Raw genomic sequence first — 14,588 nt, 5'->3', positions numbered from 1 at the left:
TGAGCGTGTGTCAGAACGGGTTGTACACCCAGACGCCGCGGAACGGCGCCGAGATGATCTGCGTGACGGCATGCTCGCGGCCCTGGTCGTCGAACTGCCTGCAGTAGACCGCGACGTAGTGTCCGTCGCCCTTGCACTCGATGACCCGGCCGGTTCCGTACGGGCTCAGCACGAGCGCCCGGTTACCCTTGTCCCCGAACGCGCCGGGATCGAACGGTGCGACGAAGTTCGCGGTCTTGTCGTAGAAGGTGTTCCAGTCCGGGGTCGGCTCGGCCGACGCGGTCGGCGCGAGGGCGAGCGTTGCCGCGGCGGTCAACAGGGCACCGGTCAGAATTCGAGCGAACATGATCTCTCCCGTCGTGGCTGTGCCCGGAATGGGGCCGTGACGGATAAATCGACCGGTAGGTCCGATCCGTTACCCGGCGGCCTTCTTCTGCGCGGCCACGGTGGCCGGATGGACGGCGACGAGTCCGAGGCCGGCCCTGCGCTTGCACAACTTCGCCAATTCCGCGTACGCGGCCTTGCCGAGCAGCTCCGTCAACTCCGGCGCATACGACTGCCAGACGGCCTTGGCGCCCACGTGGGCGTCGGGGGAGCCCGAGCAGTACCAGTCCAGGTCCGCGCCGCCCTCGCCCCAGCCACGCCGGTCGTACTCGGTGATGGTCGTCTTGAGGATCTGCTCGCCGTCGGGGCGTTCCACCCACTCCTGGGTGCGGCGGATCGGAAGCTGCCAGCACACGTCGGGCTTCACCTCGAGCGGCTCGATTCCGCGCTTGAGCGCCATCGAGTGCAGAGCGCAACCGACGCCGCCCTCGAAGCCGGGGCGGTTCAGGAAGATGCAGGCGCCGTGATACCGGCGGGTGCGCAGCGCGGGCTCGTCCTCGAGGTCGTCCTCCTCGATGTACCCCTTCTTGCCGAGCCCCTTCTCCATGAACTGCCAGTCCTCGGGTGTGAGCAGCTTCACTGACTCGTTCAGCTTCTCCAGATCCTCCTCGTCGGAGAGGAACGCACCGTGCGAACAGCAGCCGTCGTCCGGCCGGTCGCCGATGATGCCCTGGCAGGCCGGAGTGCCGAACACGCAGGTCCAATGGGATAGCAGCCACGTCATGTCCGCGGCGATGAGGTGCTCGGCGTTGTCGGGATCGGGAAATTCGACCCATTCTCGAGCGAAGTCGAGGGGTACTTCGGGGCTGGGTGTCATCTTGTGTGAACGCCCTGCATTACGTGCTGTCACAAAGCCCGACGGTAGACCCAGTACCGTGTCAATGTGCGACTAGGGGTACTCGACGTCGGAAGCAACACCGTCCATCTTCTCGTAGTGGACGCCCACAGGGGCGGCCACCCCACACCGATGAGTTCGACCAAGTCGACTCTGAGGTTGGCGGAAAACACCGACGACCGCGGTGACATCACCTCTCAGGGTGCAGATCGCCTGGTCACGACGGTGGCAGACTTCGCCAGCATCGCGAGGACATCCGGGTGCGGTGAACTCATGGCCTTCGCGACGTCCGCCGTCCGCGACGCCAACAACTCGGACGACGTGCTCGCGCGCGTGCACGACGAGACCGGCGTGACGCTCGAGGTCCTGTCGGGTGTCGACGAGGCCCGGCTGACGTTCCTCGCCGTGCGCCGCTGGTTCGGGTGGAGCGCGGGCCGCATCCTGAACCTCGACATCGGCGGCGGATCCCTCGAGCTGACGACGGGGGGCGACGAGGACCCGGACGTCGCGCTGTCGCTGCAACTCGGCGCCGGACGGCTCACCCGGGACTGGCTCGAGGCCGACCCGCCGGGCAAGCGTCGCGTGGCGGTGCTGAGGGATTGGCTGGACGCCGAACTGACCGTCCCGTCCAAGGAACTGCGCGCGGCGGGGCAGTGGGACCGCGCCGTCGGCACGTCCAAGACGTTCCGCTCACTGGCCCGGCTGACGGGCTCCGCACCGTCCGGTGCGGGCCCGCGGGTCAAACGCACGCTCACCGCCAGCGGTCTCAGGCAACTCATAGCTTTCATTTCGCGGATGACGGCCTCGGACCGTGCAGAATTAGAAGGGGTGAGCTCCGACAGGTCGCAGCAGATCGTGGCCGGAGCACTCGTTGCGGAGGCCAGCATGAGAGCACTGGGCGTGGAGGAACTCGAAATCTGCCCCTGGGCTCTGCGCGAGGGTTTGATCCTCCGCAAGCTCGATACGGAAATGGGCGGTGAATTGATGGTGGGTGCTCGATGACCGAGGACAGTCAGCAGATCTCTGTGTCAGAGCTGCTCAAACGTAACGGGCAGCAGGTGGAGTCCCGGGGCGGGCGGCGCCGGCGCGGCGTCGCGGGAGGAATCTCCGTGGCCGAGCTGACCGGTGAAATTCCGGTGGTCCGGGATCCGTCCGAATCGCGGGCACTCGAAGCCGAGCCCGAACCGGAACCCGCCGCGCCCGAGCCGTCGCGCACACCTGCGCAGGCAACGCCGTCGGCGAGGGCCGGCGAGCGCGCGGCCGCTGACAAGGCTCCGTCCGACGACAACGACGACGACGATGACGAACCCATCGCGAGTCGCCCCGCCGGCCGTGGCCGCGCTGTGGTGTCGGGCGGGACGTCGCGAGATCACCAGGGAACGTGGGTCAGCCGGTCCGTGCGGCAGGAACCGCCCGCGCCGGCCGCCGCCCCCACGCCGGCGCCGACGGTGGCCGCCCCGGTCGTGAAGAAGCCGGAGCCCGCCCCGACTGTCGCCGCCCCGCGGGTGACACCGGCGCCGAAGCCCGAAACCCCGGCCAAGACGGACGCCCCGGCCAAGACCGAACCGGCCGCGAAGTCCGGCACACCCGCGAAGCCCGAGGCACCGGCGAAATCCGGAACCCCCTCGAAGGCGGGTACCGCAGCGACGTCGAACGGCACGTCGAAGTTCGTGAACACGCCGAAGCCGGAGGCGCCCGCCAAGGCGAAACCGGAACCCGCGCTGCTGTCCGGATCGACGCTGGCCGGCGACCTGATGCGCCAGTCCCGGGACTCGGATGCCGCGAACGCGGCCGAGGAGACGGACCTCATCGAGGCCGCCACCGACGAGGCGGACACCGACCGGGACGACACCCAGAAGCCCGAGACCCCGCGCCGTTCCCGCAGGGAGGCGAAGGCCGAGAAGGCCGAGGCCGCGAAGGCGGGCAAGAAGGACGAGACCGGCGAGAACTCCACCCGCGAGTGGGCCGTTCTCATCGGCCAGGGTGTCGTGGCCGTGATCGCCGGGGCCCTGCTCTTCAAGGGTTTCGAGAAACTGTGGGACGTCTTCCCGTGGGTCGCGCTGATTCTGGCGCTGCTCGTCATCGTGGGCCTGGTCGCCATGGTCCGCATCCTGCGCCGCACCGACGACATCACCAGCTTCGTGATCGCCGTCGTCGTCGGGATGATCGTCACTCTGGGGCCGTTAGCCTTCATGCTTGCGTCGGGCTGAGTTGCTCATGGTCGGGGACAGTGGGCACGAGCAGGTTCGACGGTCACCGCGCGGGCGGAAGGTACTGGTGGGCCTGTCGACGGCCTCGGTGTACCCGGAGAACACCGAGGCGGCGTTCCGGTACGCGGCCGATCTGGGATATGACGGCGTCGAACTGATGGTGTGGGCCGAATCGGTCAGCCAGGACGCCGGCGCCGTGGCCGGGCTGGTGCGCAGGTACGCGATCCCGGTTCAGGCAATCCACGCGCCGTGCCTGCTCATCTCGCAGCGAGTGTGGGGCGCCGACCCGGTCGCGAAGCTGGAGCGGTCCGTCCGTACCGCCGAGTCGCTCGGGGCGACGAGCGTCGTGGTGCACCCCCCGTTCCGCTGGCAGCGCCGGTACGCCGACGGCTTCGCCGATCAGGTGGCCGACCTGGAACAGCGCAGCGACGTAATCGTCGCGGTGGAGAACATGTTCCCCATGCGGGCGGACGGCTTCTTCGGCAGCAAGGAGAGATCCGCCGAGCGACTGCGGCGGCGGGGCGGACCGGGGGCGGCGCTGTCGGCGTTCAGCCCGTCCTACGACCCCACCGATTCGGGGCACGCCCACTACACGCTCGACCTGTCGCACACGGCCACGGCCGGAATGGACGCGATGAAACTGGCGGAGCGCATGGGGGAGGGCCTCGCGCATCTCCACCTCGCCGACGGCCGGGGTGCGTCGATGGACGAGCACCTCATTCCCGGTCACGGCGCCCAGCCCTGCGCGCAGCTGTGCCGGCACCTCGTCGACACCGGGTTCGACGGCCAGGCGGTGGTCGAGATCAACACGCAGAACGCCCGGACCCGGCGGGAACGGTCGTCGATGCTCGCGCAGGCGCTGGCCTTCGCCCGTGAACACCTCGAACCGGGCCGCGCCGCGTCGGGGTCGCCGCGCAGCCGCTCCGGCGGCGATCACGACGACACCTGAGACGCCTGCCGAGTTCCTCCTGCGGTAAGCTCGTGGCCACATTGGATAGTTTCAGTATCCAGTCGATGCCGAAGGAGGGGCCGTGCGTGTGTCCGAGTTGGTCGCCCGTACCGGCGTTCCGCTCGCAACGGTGAAGTACTACCTGCGCGAAGGTCTGCTGATGCCCGGCGAGGCGACGAGCGCCACCCAGGCCCGGTACGGCGAGGAGCACGTGCAGCGACTCGGCCTCGTCAAGGCGCTGGCCGGAGCCGGACTGCCCATTCCGCGCATCCGGGAAATCCTCCGCCTCGTGGACCATCCCGACGGCTCGCTGTTCGACGTGCTCGGCCAGGCCATTGCGCAACTTCCGCCCTACCTCGACACCCCGGCCGACGACGTCGACGAGTTCCCGCGTGCCCGCGCCGTCCTCGAGAGGCTCGGGCAGGTGTACGACCCCCGGTACGTCGCGGTCGGTCAGCTCGAACGTGCCCTCGCAGCGCTCGAGGAAGCCGGCATCCCGATGACCGAGGAGCGACTCGACGCCTACGGGCGTCACGTGCGTGGGATCGCCGAGATCGACATCGGGCTCATGCCCACCGCATCGGCCGAGGACGCGATCCGGTACGCGGTGCTGGGCACGGCCGTCTACGAGCCGGTCATCGCCGCGATGCGCCGGCTCGCACATCAGGACGTCGCACAGAAGCGTCTCCGGAACCCCGAAGAACAGGACCAGCAGTGAGCTCAACTCCCTTCCGTGATCTCAACGCCCTCACCGCTGCCGGTGACGGGACGTACCGGGCCTCGATCGACCCGATCTGGACGATCGGCCCCAAGGTGCACGGCGGTTCGATGATGTCGCTCTGCGCCGCCGCCGCCCGCAGGCGACTGCTCGACGAGACCGGTGATGCCGGGCCGTCCCGGGTGCAGCCCCTCGCGGTCGGGGCCAACTACCTGTCCGCCCCCGATCCGGGTGAGGTGACACTGTCGACGACGGTGCGCAAGCAGGGCAAGCAGGTGTCGTTCGTCGATGTCGAGCTGGTGCAGGGCGATCGCGTTGCCGTGCGCGCGTCGGTCACGCTCGGCGTCCCCGACGCGGGGGAGCCGCAGTACAGCGGGAACCATGCCCTGGCCCAGCTCCCGGTGGAACCGCCCGCCGACGCCGTCGTGCTCACCGCCGACCATCCGATGGGGCAGATCGTCCACGTGGCCCAGGGCTGCGACATGCGGGTGGACGGGACGTCGGCGCACTTCCTGACCGGCAACCAGGGTGAACCCGAGGTCCGCATGTGGGTGCGGCCGCGCGCGGGCGACGAGAGCGATCCCGACACGGCGGCGCTGTTCGCGATCATGACCGGCGACATCAGCGCCCCCGTGACGATGAACCGGGGCATGTTCGGCTGGGCGCCCACGGTCCAGCTGACCACCTACCTGCGCAGGCAGCCCGCGCCCGGGTGGCTGCGCGTGATGGCCAGCAGCACCGTGCTCGGCGGCACCTGGTTCGAGGAGGACCACACCGTCCTCGACTCGACCGGTGCGATCGTCGTGCAGAGCCGGCAGCTGGCGATGATCCCCCGCTAGGAAGGCGCCGCAGAGCGTCGTGGCAGGCTGTTCGCCATGACGAGAATTGCGGTAATCGGAGGCGGCAAGATCGGCGAGGCCCTCATCTCGGGGCTTCTGCAGGCAGGTCACGCCGTCAAGGATCTGGTGGTGGCCGAGCAGCACCCGGTGCGCGCCGACGAGCTGGCAGCGGCGTACTCGGTGCGGGTCACCACCCCCACCGACGCCGCCGAAGGTGCCGACGTCATCGTGATGGCCGTCAAGCCCGGAGACGTCGAGTCCGCGCTCACCGAGGTGTCCAAGGTGGAACTCGACGGCGAGCGCGAGCAGCTGCTCGTCTCGCTCGCCGCCGGCATCCCCACCGCGTTCTACGAGACGAGACTGCCCGCCGGGTTCCCCGTGGTCCGGGTCATGCCCAACACGCCGATGCTGGTCGGTGAGGGCGTCAGCGTGCTCGCCCCCGGCAGGCACGTGAAGAAGGAACACCTCGAACTGGTCCGCGGCGTCCTGTCGTCGGTCGGCAAGGTCGTCGTCGTCCCCGAATCGCAGATCGACGCCGTCACCGCCGTCTCCGGCTCCGGTCCGGCCTATTTCTTCCTGGTCGCCGAGGCCATGATCGACGCGGGCGTGGGGCTCGGCCTGACCCGGGCGACCGCGACCGAGCTGGTCGTGCAGACCATGGTCGGCTCCGCGGCCATGCTCGACCGGTCGGGGGAGAGCGCGACCGAACTTCGCGCCGCCGTGACTTCGCCCGGCGGAACCACCGCGGCGGCAATCCGCCGCCTGGAGGGGAACGGTCTCAGGACAGCATTTTTCGACGCACTCGAAGCCGCGAAAATTCGTTCTGCCGAACTCGGCACGACGACCGAATGAATATTCGATTGCCCACACCCGTCGCAGTAACCCCATCCGTCCCGCTAAGCTCGAAGTAGCACGTGCGTGTCTGTTCCGCCGGAGGGGAAGCCGGCGGCGCGAGACGTGCCGGAGGTAAGTGGTTGATGACGTCTGCAAAAAAGCCGTCCAAGGGCTCGGCCCCGGACGGACAACCGGCACTGGCCGGAACGCAATTTCTCACCGTCGCCGAGGTAGCGACGCTGATGAGAGTGTCCAAGATGACTGTGTACCGGTTGGTGCACAGCGGCGAACTGCCCGCCGTCCGCGTGGGCCGCTCGTTCAGAGTGCATGCGAAAGCAGTGCACGACTACCTCGAAACCTCGTACTTCGACGCCGGTTGACCGATCGGCACGAAGAGGGTCATTCCGACCTCGTTTTCGGGGTGAGGGCCCGCACCGGTACGATTAGCGACTGTCGTACCAGCCAGCTGGTGTCGTAAGGCGCTGAGCTAGTTAAAACGAGGCCCAGGCGCCAGAGTGGCGCGAGCGTACGTGATCGGCGTGCGCAGGAACGCTAGAGAAGAACGTGAGGGACACCCGCTATGGGTTCAGTGATCAAGAAGCGACGCAAGCGCATGTCGAAGAAGAAGCACCGTAAGCTGCTTCGCCGCACCCGAGTGCAGCGCAGGAAACTCGGTAAGTAAAGAGTTGCGTCTGGATGCCCGTCACCTCCGGTGGCGGGCATCCTGCGTTTCGCGGCGGGCCTCCGCGTATTGAGCGACCGACCAATTGTCGTCGAGCGGAGCGCCATCCCCTTCCTGCACGTATCGTTGACGTCACTCGCTACGTGATCGGGGGTCTTGGTGGTTGTGAGTGACGAAGACAGTACTACGCGAACGGCGGTGCCGCGCGTCGTGCTGGTCACCGGGGCAAGCAGGTTTCTGGGTGGATACCTCGTCACCCGGCTCGCTCAGAATCCGGCCATCGAGCGGGTGATCGCGGTGGACGCGGTGTCGCCGAGCAAAGACATGTTGCGCCGCATGGGCCGCGCCGAGTTCGTGCGCGCCGACATTCGAAATCCGTTGATCGGCAAGGTTATTCGCAATGCCGAGGTCGACACCGTCGTGCACGCGTCGACGCTGGCGCGCCCGCCGAAGTCGGGTAGTCGCGCGGCCATGAAGGACATGAACGTCATCGGCGCGATGCAGTTGTTCGCCGTCTGCCAGAAGGCCCCGACCGTCCGCAAGGTCGTGTTGCGTTCGGCCTCCGTGGTCTACGGCTGCAGCGCCAAGGACCCGGCCAAGTTCACCGAGGAGATGAGCGCCCGGCGCCGCCCGGCCGGCGCGTACGCGCGGGACTGCATCGAGATCGAGGGGTACCTGCGCGGAATGGGGCGCAGGCGCCCCGACATCGCCGTGTCGATCGTCCGCCTCGCGCCGCTGGTCGGGCCGCGACTCAACGCGACGGTCGCGCAGTACCTCACCTCACCGGTCGTGCCGACCATTCTCGGGCGGGACGCGCGCCTGCAGGTCCTGCACGAGGAGGACGCGCTGGCCGCGCTGGAACGGGCCACCGTGTCGGGTCCGGCGGGCACGTTCAACGTCGCGGGCGACGGCGTCGTCATGATGTCGCAGGCCATCCGCCGGGCCGGGCGGATCGAGGTCCCGATGCCGTTCGGGTTGTTCCGCAATCTCGGACGTGCGCTGATGGGACCGGTCATGCGGTCGTACACCACCGAGCAACTCGAGTACTTCCATTTCGGTTGCGGACTGGACACCACGCGGATGCGAACCGAACTATCCTTCGAGCCACGGTGGACCTCGATGCAGGCGCTCGACGACTTCGCTCGTGCCGCCGGCGTCAAGGCGATCATCAAGAACGAATGGGTCGACGCAGCAGAAAACGCACTACTCGCTCTTACCGGCACGGCGAAAGGGGAGAGGTGAACGAAGTGGCGAAGGTCATTCCGCTGCACGGTGCGACAGCCGCGCGCGGGACCGCTATCGGACGTTCGAGGCGTGAGCAGAGCGAGAGCAGACATCCGTCCGCGATGCCGCCGCCCGCCGTGATCACCCCACCGGAGCCCCTCACCGAATCCTCGGCCGTCGACGCCGTCCGCCACGCCCTGGCCGAGCAGATCGTCAACACCGCAGAGTTCGTGCGTCGGCGGCTCTCGGGCGACTATCACGTCGACGACTTCGGCTACGACCCCCACTTCGCCGAGAACGTGTGGCTCCCCATCCTGCGTCCGCTGTTCGACAAATGGTTCCGCGTCGAGGTCAGCGGTCTGGAGAACATTCCGTCGACCGGCGGTGCGCTGGTGGTCGCCAACCATGCCGGCGTGCTGCCCATCGACGGCCTGATGACGTCCGTCGCCGTTCACGACCATCACCCCGCGCACCGACCGCTGCGGATGCTGGCCGCCGATCTCGCGTTCGAGATGCCGCTGGTCGGTGGTGTCGCCCGCAAGGCCGGGCACACGCTCGCGTGCCACCCGGACGCCGTTCGCCTGCTGCAGGACGGGGAGGTCGCGGCCGTGTTCCCCGAAGGGTTCAAGGGCATCGGCAAACCGTTCAGCGAACGCTACAAGTTGCAGCGGTTCGGCCGCGGCGGCTTCGTGTCCGCCGCCATGCGGACCGGTGCGCCGATCATTCCGTGCTCGATCGTGGGGTCCGAGGAGATCTACCCGAAGATCGGTGAACTCGGGACGCTCGCCCGGCTGCTGGGGATGCCGTATTTCCCGGTGACCCCGCTGTTCCCGCACTTCGGCCCGCTCGGGCTCGTGCCGCTGCCGTCGAAGTGGTACATCGAGTTCGGCAAGCCGATCGTCACCGACACGTACGACGCGTCGGCGGCCGATGACCCGATGGAACTGTTCGAGGTCACCGACCACGTCCGGGAGACCATCCAGCAGACGCTGTACCGGCTCCTCGCGAAGCGCCGGAACGTGTTCCTGGGCTGAGCCGCGGCGGGCGGCTCAGGCCGCCTGCTCGCGGCGGCGCGCGACGACGGCGGCGAGTGCGCCGCCTGCCGCGCCGAGGAGCAGCGCGGTGGGGACGCCGATCTTCGCGGCCTTGCGTCCGGTCCGGAAATCGCGGATCTCCCAGCCCCGGTTCTTGGCGAGCTCGCGCAGGTCGGTGTCGGGGTTGATCGCGACCGCGGTCCCGACGAGCGACAGCATCGGCACGTCGTTGTGGCTGTCCGAGTAGGCGGTGCAGCGCTTGAGGTTGAGGCCCTCGCGGACCGCAAGGGCGCGCACGGCATGCGCCTTGCCGAGGCCGTGGAGGATGTCGCCGACCAGACGTCCGGTGAACATCCCGTCCTCGCTCTCGGCGACCGTGCCGAGGGCGCCGGTGAGGCCGAGGCGCTTCGCGATGACCTGCGCCAGCTCCACCGGCGTCGCGGTTACCAGCCACACCTGCTGCCCGGCGTCGAGATGCATCTGCGCCAGCGCGCGGGTGCCGGGCCAGATCTTGTCGGCGATCACCTCGTCGTAGATCTCCTCACCGAGCCGGGCGAGTTCGGCCGTCGACCGTCCGGAGACGAACGACAGGGCCTTCTCGCGGCCGGAGGCGACGTCGTCGCTGCTCTCCTTGCCGGTGACGCGGAACTTGACCTGCTTCCACGCGAAGTCGACCAGGTCGGACGTTTTCAGATACTTACGGGCCGCCAGTCCGCGGGCGAAGTGGATGATCGAGGCGCCCTGGACCATCGTGTTGTCGACATCGAAGAACGCGGCGGCCGTCAGGTCGAGGGGAACGTCGTGTTCGACCAGCTCGGTGTCCTCGCCGGACGCGACGTGAAGTGCGAGGGCCGCGTCGGCACTCGCCTCACCTGCGACGTTGGCACGTACCTCGGCTTCGCTGGGTCCCAGCGGATTCCTGAACTGGCGTCGGCCCGGGAGAATGATCCCCGCCAGACCTGAACCGAAACCCGAGCCGTTCGGTAGTGATCGCGCAGGCACTCGCACCTCCCGTATCGCAGAAGCCTCTGGGAGCAGCCTATCCCCCGAGTCGGGGACGGGGCGGATGGATGGCCCCGCGGGAGGAACTGTGTGACGTTCATCTCCGAGCCGATTGGCGTCCGCGGACCCCGAAACGGCACAGTGACTCCACCGGAGGCGTCGAAAGGAAGTGGCGGGGCATGAGCACGGGCGGACACGAGGTGACGCTTCTCACCAGGGCGGGGTGCGGTGCGTGCGCGCCGGCCCGCGAGCGGTTGCTGGTTCTGTGCGAGGAGTTCGGGCTGGAACTGACGTGCATAGACGTCGACGAGGCGGCGGCAACGGACCCCGAAATCCGGGCCGAATTCGGCGACCGATTGCCGGTGGTGTTGCTCGACGGACGTGAGCACAGTTACTGGGAGGTCGACGAAGAGCGCCTTCGCTCGGATTTACGCAAGTAAGGGAACCCTAAAAGTGGGATCTTCCGATGCCGTGCAGGTAGGACCGCATGTCGCGCAGTCGCAGCGACTTTGTGCATGGGTTCACAAGCAGTTACCGTGGTGTGAACAATTCCCCGGAGCATCGTGAAGAACGGCATCGAATGCCGGTCGGACGAGGAGCCAACGACGTGACCGAAACGCACCAGACGCATGGGTCTGTGGCCCCTGGCGTCACGGGGGCGGTCGGGCAGTCGGTGGTCGGGTCGCCGGCCCCCTCGGTCACCGGCGCGGCCCCGCTCGCCGAATCGCGGGACATCCCCCAGGCTACGGTGACGCGTCTCGCGACGTACCTGCGGGTCCTCGGAGTGCTGACCGAACGCGGCACGATCATCGTCTCGAGCGAGGAACTCGCCGCCGCCTCCGGTGTCGGCTCCGCGAAGCTTCGCAAGGACCTTTCCTTCCTGGGGCCGAACGGCGTGCGCGGCGTCGGCTACGACGTGACGCGCCTGCGGGCCCGCATCGAGCGGGCGCTCGGCCTGGACCGCGGACACAAGGTGGTGCTCGTCGGCGTCGGGAACCTCGGCCAGGCGCTCGCCGGCTACGGCGGTTTCGGGCGTCGAGGGTTCTCCATGGTCGGGCTGTTCGACAGCGATCCGGCGCGGGTCGGTGCGCCGGTGGGCGACCTCACCGTGCGGCACGTCGACGAACTCGAGCAGGCCTGCGCCGAACTCGAGGCCACCATCGGCGTCATCTCGACTCCCGACGAGGCGGCGCAGGAAGTCGCCGACCGCCTCGTACGCGCCGGACTGCGCTGCATCCTCAGCTTCTCGCCCACAGCCCTCGACGTCCCCGATCACGTCGAGATGCGCCGCGTCGACCTCGCGGTCGAAATGCAGGTCCTCTCGTTCAACAGCGCACGCAACACGGAGTCGGTGCCCACCGCTCCCCGCGTCCGCATCGGACATTCGGCAGTCCCGTCCACCGCACCAAGAAACGGATCAGTGATCGCGCCGTGAGTGTTCTGCTTGTCGGGGTCTCGCACAGGACGGCCCCGGTGCCGGTTCTCGAGCGGGTGGCTGTCACCGACACCGATCGCCCGAAGTTGACGGACAAGCTTCTGGCGTCGTCGCACATCTCGGAGGCGATGATCGTCTCCACCTGCAACCGGGTGGAGATCTACGCCGTCGTCGACGCGTTCCACGGTGCGCTGGCGGAGGTCGGCGAACTGCTCGCCGACCATTCGGGGCTCGATCTGACCGATCTGCACCGGCACGCGTACGTCCGCTACAGCGAGGCCGCCGCCGAGCACCTGTTCGCCGTGGCCAGCGGTCTCGACTCGATGGTGATCGGCGAGCAGCAGATCCTCGGGCAGATCCGGACCGCGTACGCGTCCTCCGACGCCCAGCAGGCCGCCGGCCGCACGCTGCACGAACTCGCACAGCAGGCGCTGCGCGTCGGCAAGCGGGTGCACTCGGAGACCGGCATCGACTCCGCGGGCGCGTCCGTCGTGTCCGTGGCCCTCGACCGCGCCGCCGGCATCGTCGGCGCGGGCGGACTGACCGGACGCACCGCTGTCGTGGTCGGCGCCGGATCGATGGGCGGCCTGTCGGTCGCACACCTCACGCGTGCCGGCATCGGCCGCATCGTCGTCGTGAACCGCACCAGGGAGCGTGCCGAGCACCTCGCCGACACGGCCCGGTCGAACGGCGTCGCAGCGGAGGCCCTCGAGCTGGCCGAACTCCCGGACGCGATGGCCCAGGCGGATGTCCTCGTGACCTGTACCGGCGCGGTCGGCGCCGTCGTCACGCTCGCGGACACCCACCGCGCGCTGGCACAGCCCGGCCGCGACTCCGAACGCCCCCTCGTCATCTGCGACCTCGGACTGCCCCGCGACGTGGAACCCGCCGTGTCCGGCCTGCCCGGGGTCACCGTCCTCGACATGGAATCGCTGCAGCGCGATCCCGCCGCGGGCGCGGCCGCATCCGACGCCGACGCGGCCCGGACGATCGTCGCCGCCGAACTCGCCAACTACCTCGCGGGCCAGCGGCTGGCGGAGGTCACGCCGACCGTCACGGCCCTGCGCCAGCGTGCGGCGGACGTGGTCGAGGCGGAGCTCATGCGACTGGATTCGCGGCTGCCCGGGCTCGACGATCCCGAGCGCGACGAGGTCGCGCGCACGGTGCGGCGCGTGGTCGACAAGCTCCTGCACGCGCCCACCGTCCGGGTGAAGCAGCTCGCCTCCGCCCCCGGTGGCGACTCCTACGCCGCCGCCCTGCGTGAACTGTTCGAACTCAGCCCCGGATCCGTCGAGGCCGTCGCGAAACCCACCGAACTCGGTGGCGCCGACCTGGGTGCCATCGACATCACCGACGGCTTCATCGCAGGCCAGGACCCGCGTTTGCGCCGCTTCGTCGCAGACGACAACCGTGGGAAGGAATCGCAGGCATGAGCGCCGTCGGCACCCGTACGCTGCGGATCGGAACCCGTGGGAGCGAGCTCGCGACCACCCAGGCCGGAACCGTGCGCGACGCACTGATCTCGGCCGGGCACGACGCCGAACTCGTCATCATCAAGACCAAGGGCGACCAGTCCATGGAATCGGTGGAGAAGATCGGTGTCGGCGTCTTCACCGCCGAACTCCGGGAAGCGCTCGCCGACGGCCGGGTCGACGTGGCCGTCCACTCCTACAAGGACCTGCCGACCGCCCGCGACGAGCGGTTCACGATCGCGGCCATTCCGCCGCGCGAGGATCCCCGCGACGCACTCGTGGCCCGCGACGGACTGGTCCTCGGTGAGCTGCCCCCCGGGTCGAAGGTCGGCACGTCCGCGCCGCGGCGCACGTCGCAGTTGCGGGCGCTGGGCCTCGGCCTCGACATCCTGCCGCTGCGGGGCAACCTGCAGCGGCGCCTCGGCAAGGTCGAATCCGGCGAACTCGACGCCGTCGTCCTCGCCCGGGCAGGCCTGGCACGGATCGGGCGACTGGACCTGATCACCGAGTCCCTCGAACCGGTCCAGATGCTGCCCGCACCCGCGCAGGGCGCGCTCGCCGTCGAATGCCTGTCGGCGAACACCGCGCTCGTCGCGATCCTGTCCGAGCTCGACGACCCGAACAGCCGGGCCGCCGTCACCGCGGAACGCGCACTGCTCGCCGAACTCGAGGCCGGCTGCACCGCGCCCGTCGGCGCCATCGCCGAGGTCGTCGAATCCCTCGACGACGACGGCCGCATCTTCGACGAATTGTCCGTCCGGGGCTGCGCCGCGGCCATCGACGGTTCCGACGTCATACGCACGGGGGCCGTGGGCTCCCCGGAGAACGCCGAAGAACTCGGCCGCTCCGTCGCGCGGGAGCTTCTCGAGCTCGGGGCGCGGGAGCTGATGAATGTCACCGAGGTCGGTGATGCCGATGTTTGATGTGCGAAGGCCGACTGATCGGCCGATCCGCTACCTGTACCCATCTC

General features: G+C 68.9%; 17 protein-coding genes. 14 read left to right on the top strand and 3 right to left on the bottom strand.

The annotated features are described in order from the left end of the window. Positions 1–10: 10 nt before the first annotated feature. Both ROP_RS08645 and ROP_RS08640 read right to left on the bottom strand, forming a co-directional pair. Entirely contained in the window at positions 11–346 is a 336-nt protein-coding gene (locus tag ROP_RS08645) for a hypothetical protein (RefSeq protein ID WP_012688946.1), read from the bottom strand. A gap of 69 nt (positions 347–415) precedes the next feature. After that, positions 416–1,201: a hypothetical protein gene (locus ROP_RS08640; protein WP_012688945.1), complete on the bottom strand. Its 786-nt coding sequence runs from the start codon at positions 1,199–1,201 to the stop codon at positions 416–418. Between the two features lie 66 nt (positions 1,202–1,267). Between ROP_RS08640 and ROP_RS08635 the strand changes: the two genes are divergently transcribed. From ROP_RS08635 to ROP_RS08595, 10 genes are all read left to right on the top strand, one after another. Next, on the top strand, positions 1,268–2,221 hold the full coding sequence (locus tag ROP_RS08635; protein ID WP_012688944.1) for a Ppx/GppA phosphatase family protein: 954 nt from the start codon (positions 1,268–1,270) through the stop codon (positions 2,219–2,221). Beyond that, complete coding sequence (locus ROP_RS08630) at positions 2,218–3,429, top strand: hypothetical protein (protein WP_012688943.1); 1,212 nt, start codon at positions 2,218–2,220, stop codon at positions 3,427–3,429. Before ROP_RS08635 ends, ROP_RS08630 begins: the two co-directional genes overlap by 4 nt. Positions 3,430–3,436: 7 nt before the next feature. Next, the gene (locus ROP_RS08625; RefSeq protein ID WP_012688942.1) at positions 3,437–4,378 is read left to right on the top strand and encodes a sugar phosphate isomerase/epimerase family protein; all 942 of its coding nucleotides are present in this window, start codon (positions 3,437–3,439) and stop codon (positions 4,376–4,378) included. A gap of 82 nt (positions 4,379–4,460) precedes the next feature. After that, positions 4,461–5,096: a MerR family transcriptional regulator gene (locus ROP_RS08620; RefSeq protein ID WP_012688941.1), complete on the top strand. Its 636-nt coding sequence runs from the start codon at positions 4,461–4,463 to the stop codon at positions 5,094–5,096. Next, positions 5,093–5,935: a thioesterase family protein gene (locus ROP_RS08615; RefSeq protein ID WP_012688940.1), complete on the top strand. Its 843-nt coding sequence runs from the start codon at positions 5,093–5,095 to the stop codon at positions 5,933–5,935. Before ROP_RS08620 ends, ROP_RS08615 begins: the two co-directional genes overlap by 4 nt. A 36-nt stretch (positions 5,936–5,971) precedes the next feature. Then, positions 5,972–6,787, top strand: coding sequence for a pyrroline-5-carboxylate reductase (gene proC, locus ROP_RS08610; RefSeq protein ID WP_012688939.1), 816 nt, complete (start codon positions 5,972–5,974; stop codon positions 6,785–6,787). 125 nt (positions 6,788–6,912) lie between these two features. Beyond that, a complete protein-coding gene (locus tag ROP_RS08605; RefSeq protein WP_005258384.1) occupies positions 6,913–7,149 on the top strand; it encodes a helix-turn-helix domain-containing protein in 237 nt (78 codons plus the stop codon). A gap of 200 nt (positions 7,150–7,349) precedes the next feature. Next, positions 7,350–7,451, top strand: coding sequence for a 30S ribosomal protein bS22 (locus ROP_RS41025; RefSeq protein WP_003402602.1), 102 nt, complete (start codon positions 7,350–7,352; stop codon positions 7,449–7,451). Positions 7,452–7,649: 198 nt separating this feature from the next. After that, positions 7,650–8,693, top strand: a complete 1,044-nt coding sequence (locus ROP_RS08600) for an NAD-dependent epimerase/dehydratase family protein (protein WP_043824430.1) — start codon at positions 7,650–7,652, stop codon at positions 8,691–8,693. Continuing rightward, positions 8,690–9,709, top strand: coding sequence for a lysophospholipid acyltransferase family protein (locus ROP_RS08595; protein ID WP_012688937.1), 1,020 nt, complete (start codon positions 8,690–8,692; stop codon positions 9,707–9,709). Before ROP_RS08600 ends, ROP_RS08595 begins: the two co-directional genes overlap by 4 nt. Before the next feature lie 15 nt (positions 9,710–9,724). On the opposite strand, the gene ROP_RS08590 is transcribed toward ROP_RS08595, so the two are convergent. Beyond that, a complete protein-coding gene (locus ROP_RS08590; RefSeq protein WP_012688936.1) occupies positions 9,725–10,711 on the bottom strand; it encodes an HAD family hydrolase in 987 nt (328 codons plus the stop codon). A gap of 179 nt (positions 10,712–10,890) precedes the next feature. On the opposite strand from ROP_RS08590, the gene ROP_RS08585 reads away from it, so the two are divergent. From ROP_RS08585 to hemC, 4 genes are all read left to right on the top strand, one after another. Further along, a complete protein-coding gene (locus ROP_RS08585) occupies positions 10,891–11,151 on the top strand; it encodes a glutaredoxin family protein (protein WP_012688935.1) in 261 nt (86 codons plus the stop codon). Between the two features lie 140 nt (positions 11,152–11,291). Beyond that, positions 11,292–12,146, top strand: coding sequence for a redox-sensing transcriptional repressor Rex (locus ROP_RS08580; protein ID WP_043824428.1), 855 nt, complete (start codon positions 11,292–11,294; stop codon positions 12,144–12,146). After that, complete coding sequence (locus ROP_RS08575) at positions 12,143–13,579, top strand: glutamyl-tRNA reductase (RefSeq protein WP_012688933.1); 1,437 nt, start codon at positions 12,143–12,145, stop codon at positions 13,577–13,579. The genes ROP_RS08580 and ROP_RS08575 overlap by 4 nt, the downstream gene beginning before the upstream one ends. Then, positions 13,576–14,541 carry a hydroxymethylbilane synthase gene (hemC, locus tag ROP_RS08570; RefSeq protein WP_012688932.1) on the top strand — a complete coding sequence of 322 codons (966 nt, stop codon included), beginning with the start codon at positions 13,576–13,578 and terminating at the stop codon, positions 14,539–14,541. The genes ROP_RS08575 and hemC overlap by 4 nt, the downstream gene beginning before the upstream one ends. The last annotated feature ends 47 nt before the right edge of the window (positions 14,542–14,588 follow it).

The sequence above is a fragment of the Rhodococcus opacus B4 genome (assembly GCF_000010805.1).
GTDB classification, from domain to species: Bacteria; Actinomycetota; Actinomycetes; order Mycobacteriales; family Mycobacteriaceae; genus Rhodococcus_F; species Rhodococcus_F opacus_C.
This window is presented reverse-complemented; position numbering and strand designations above follow the sequence as displayed.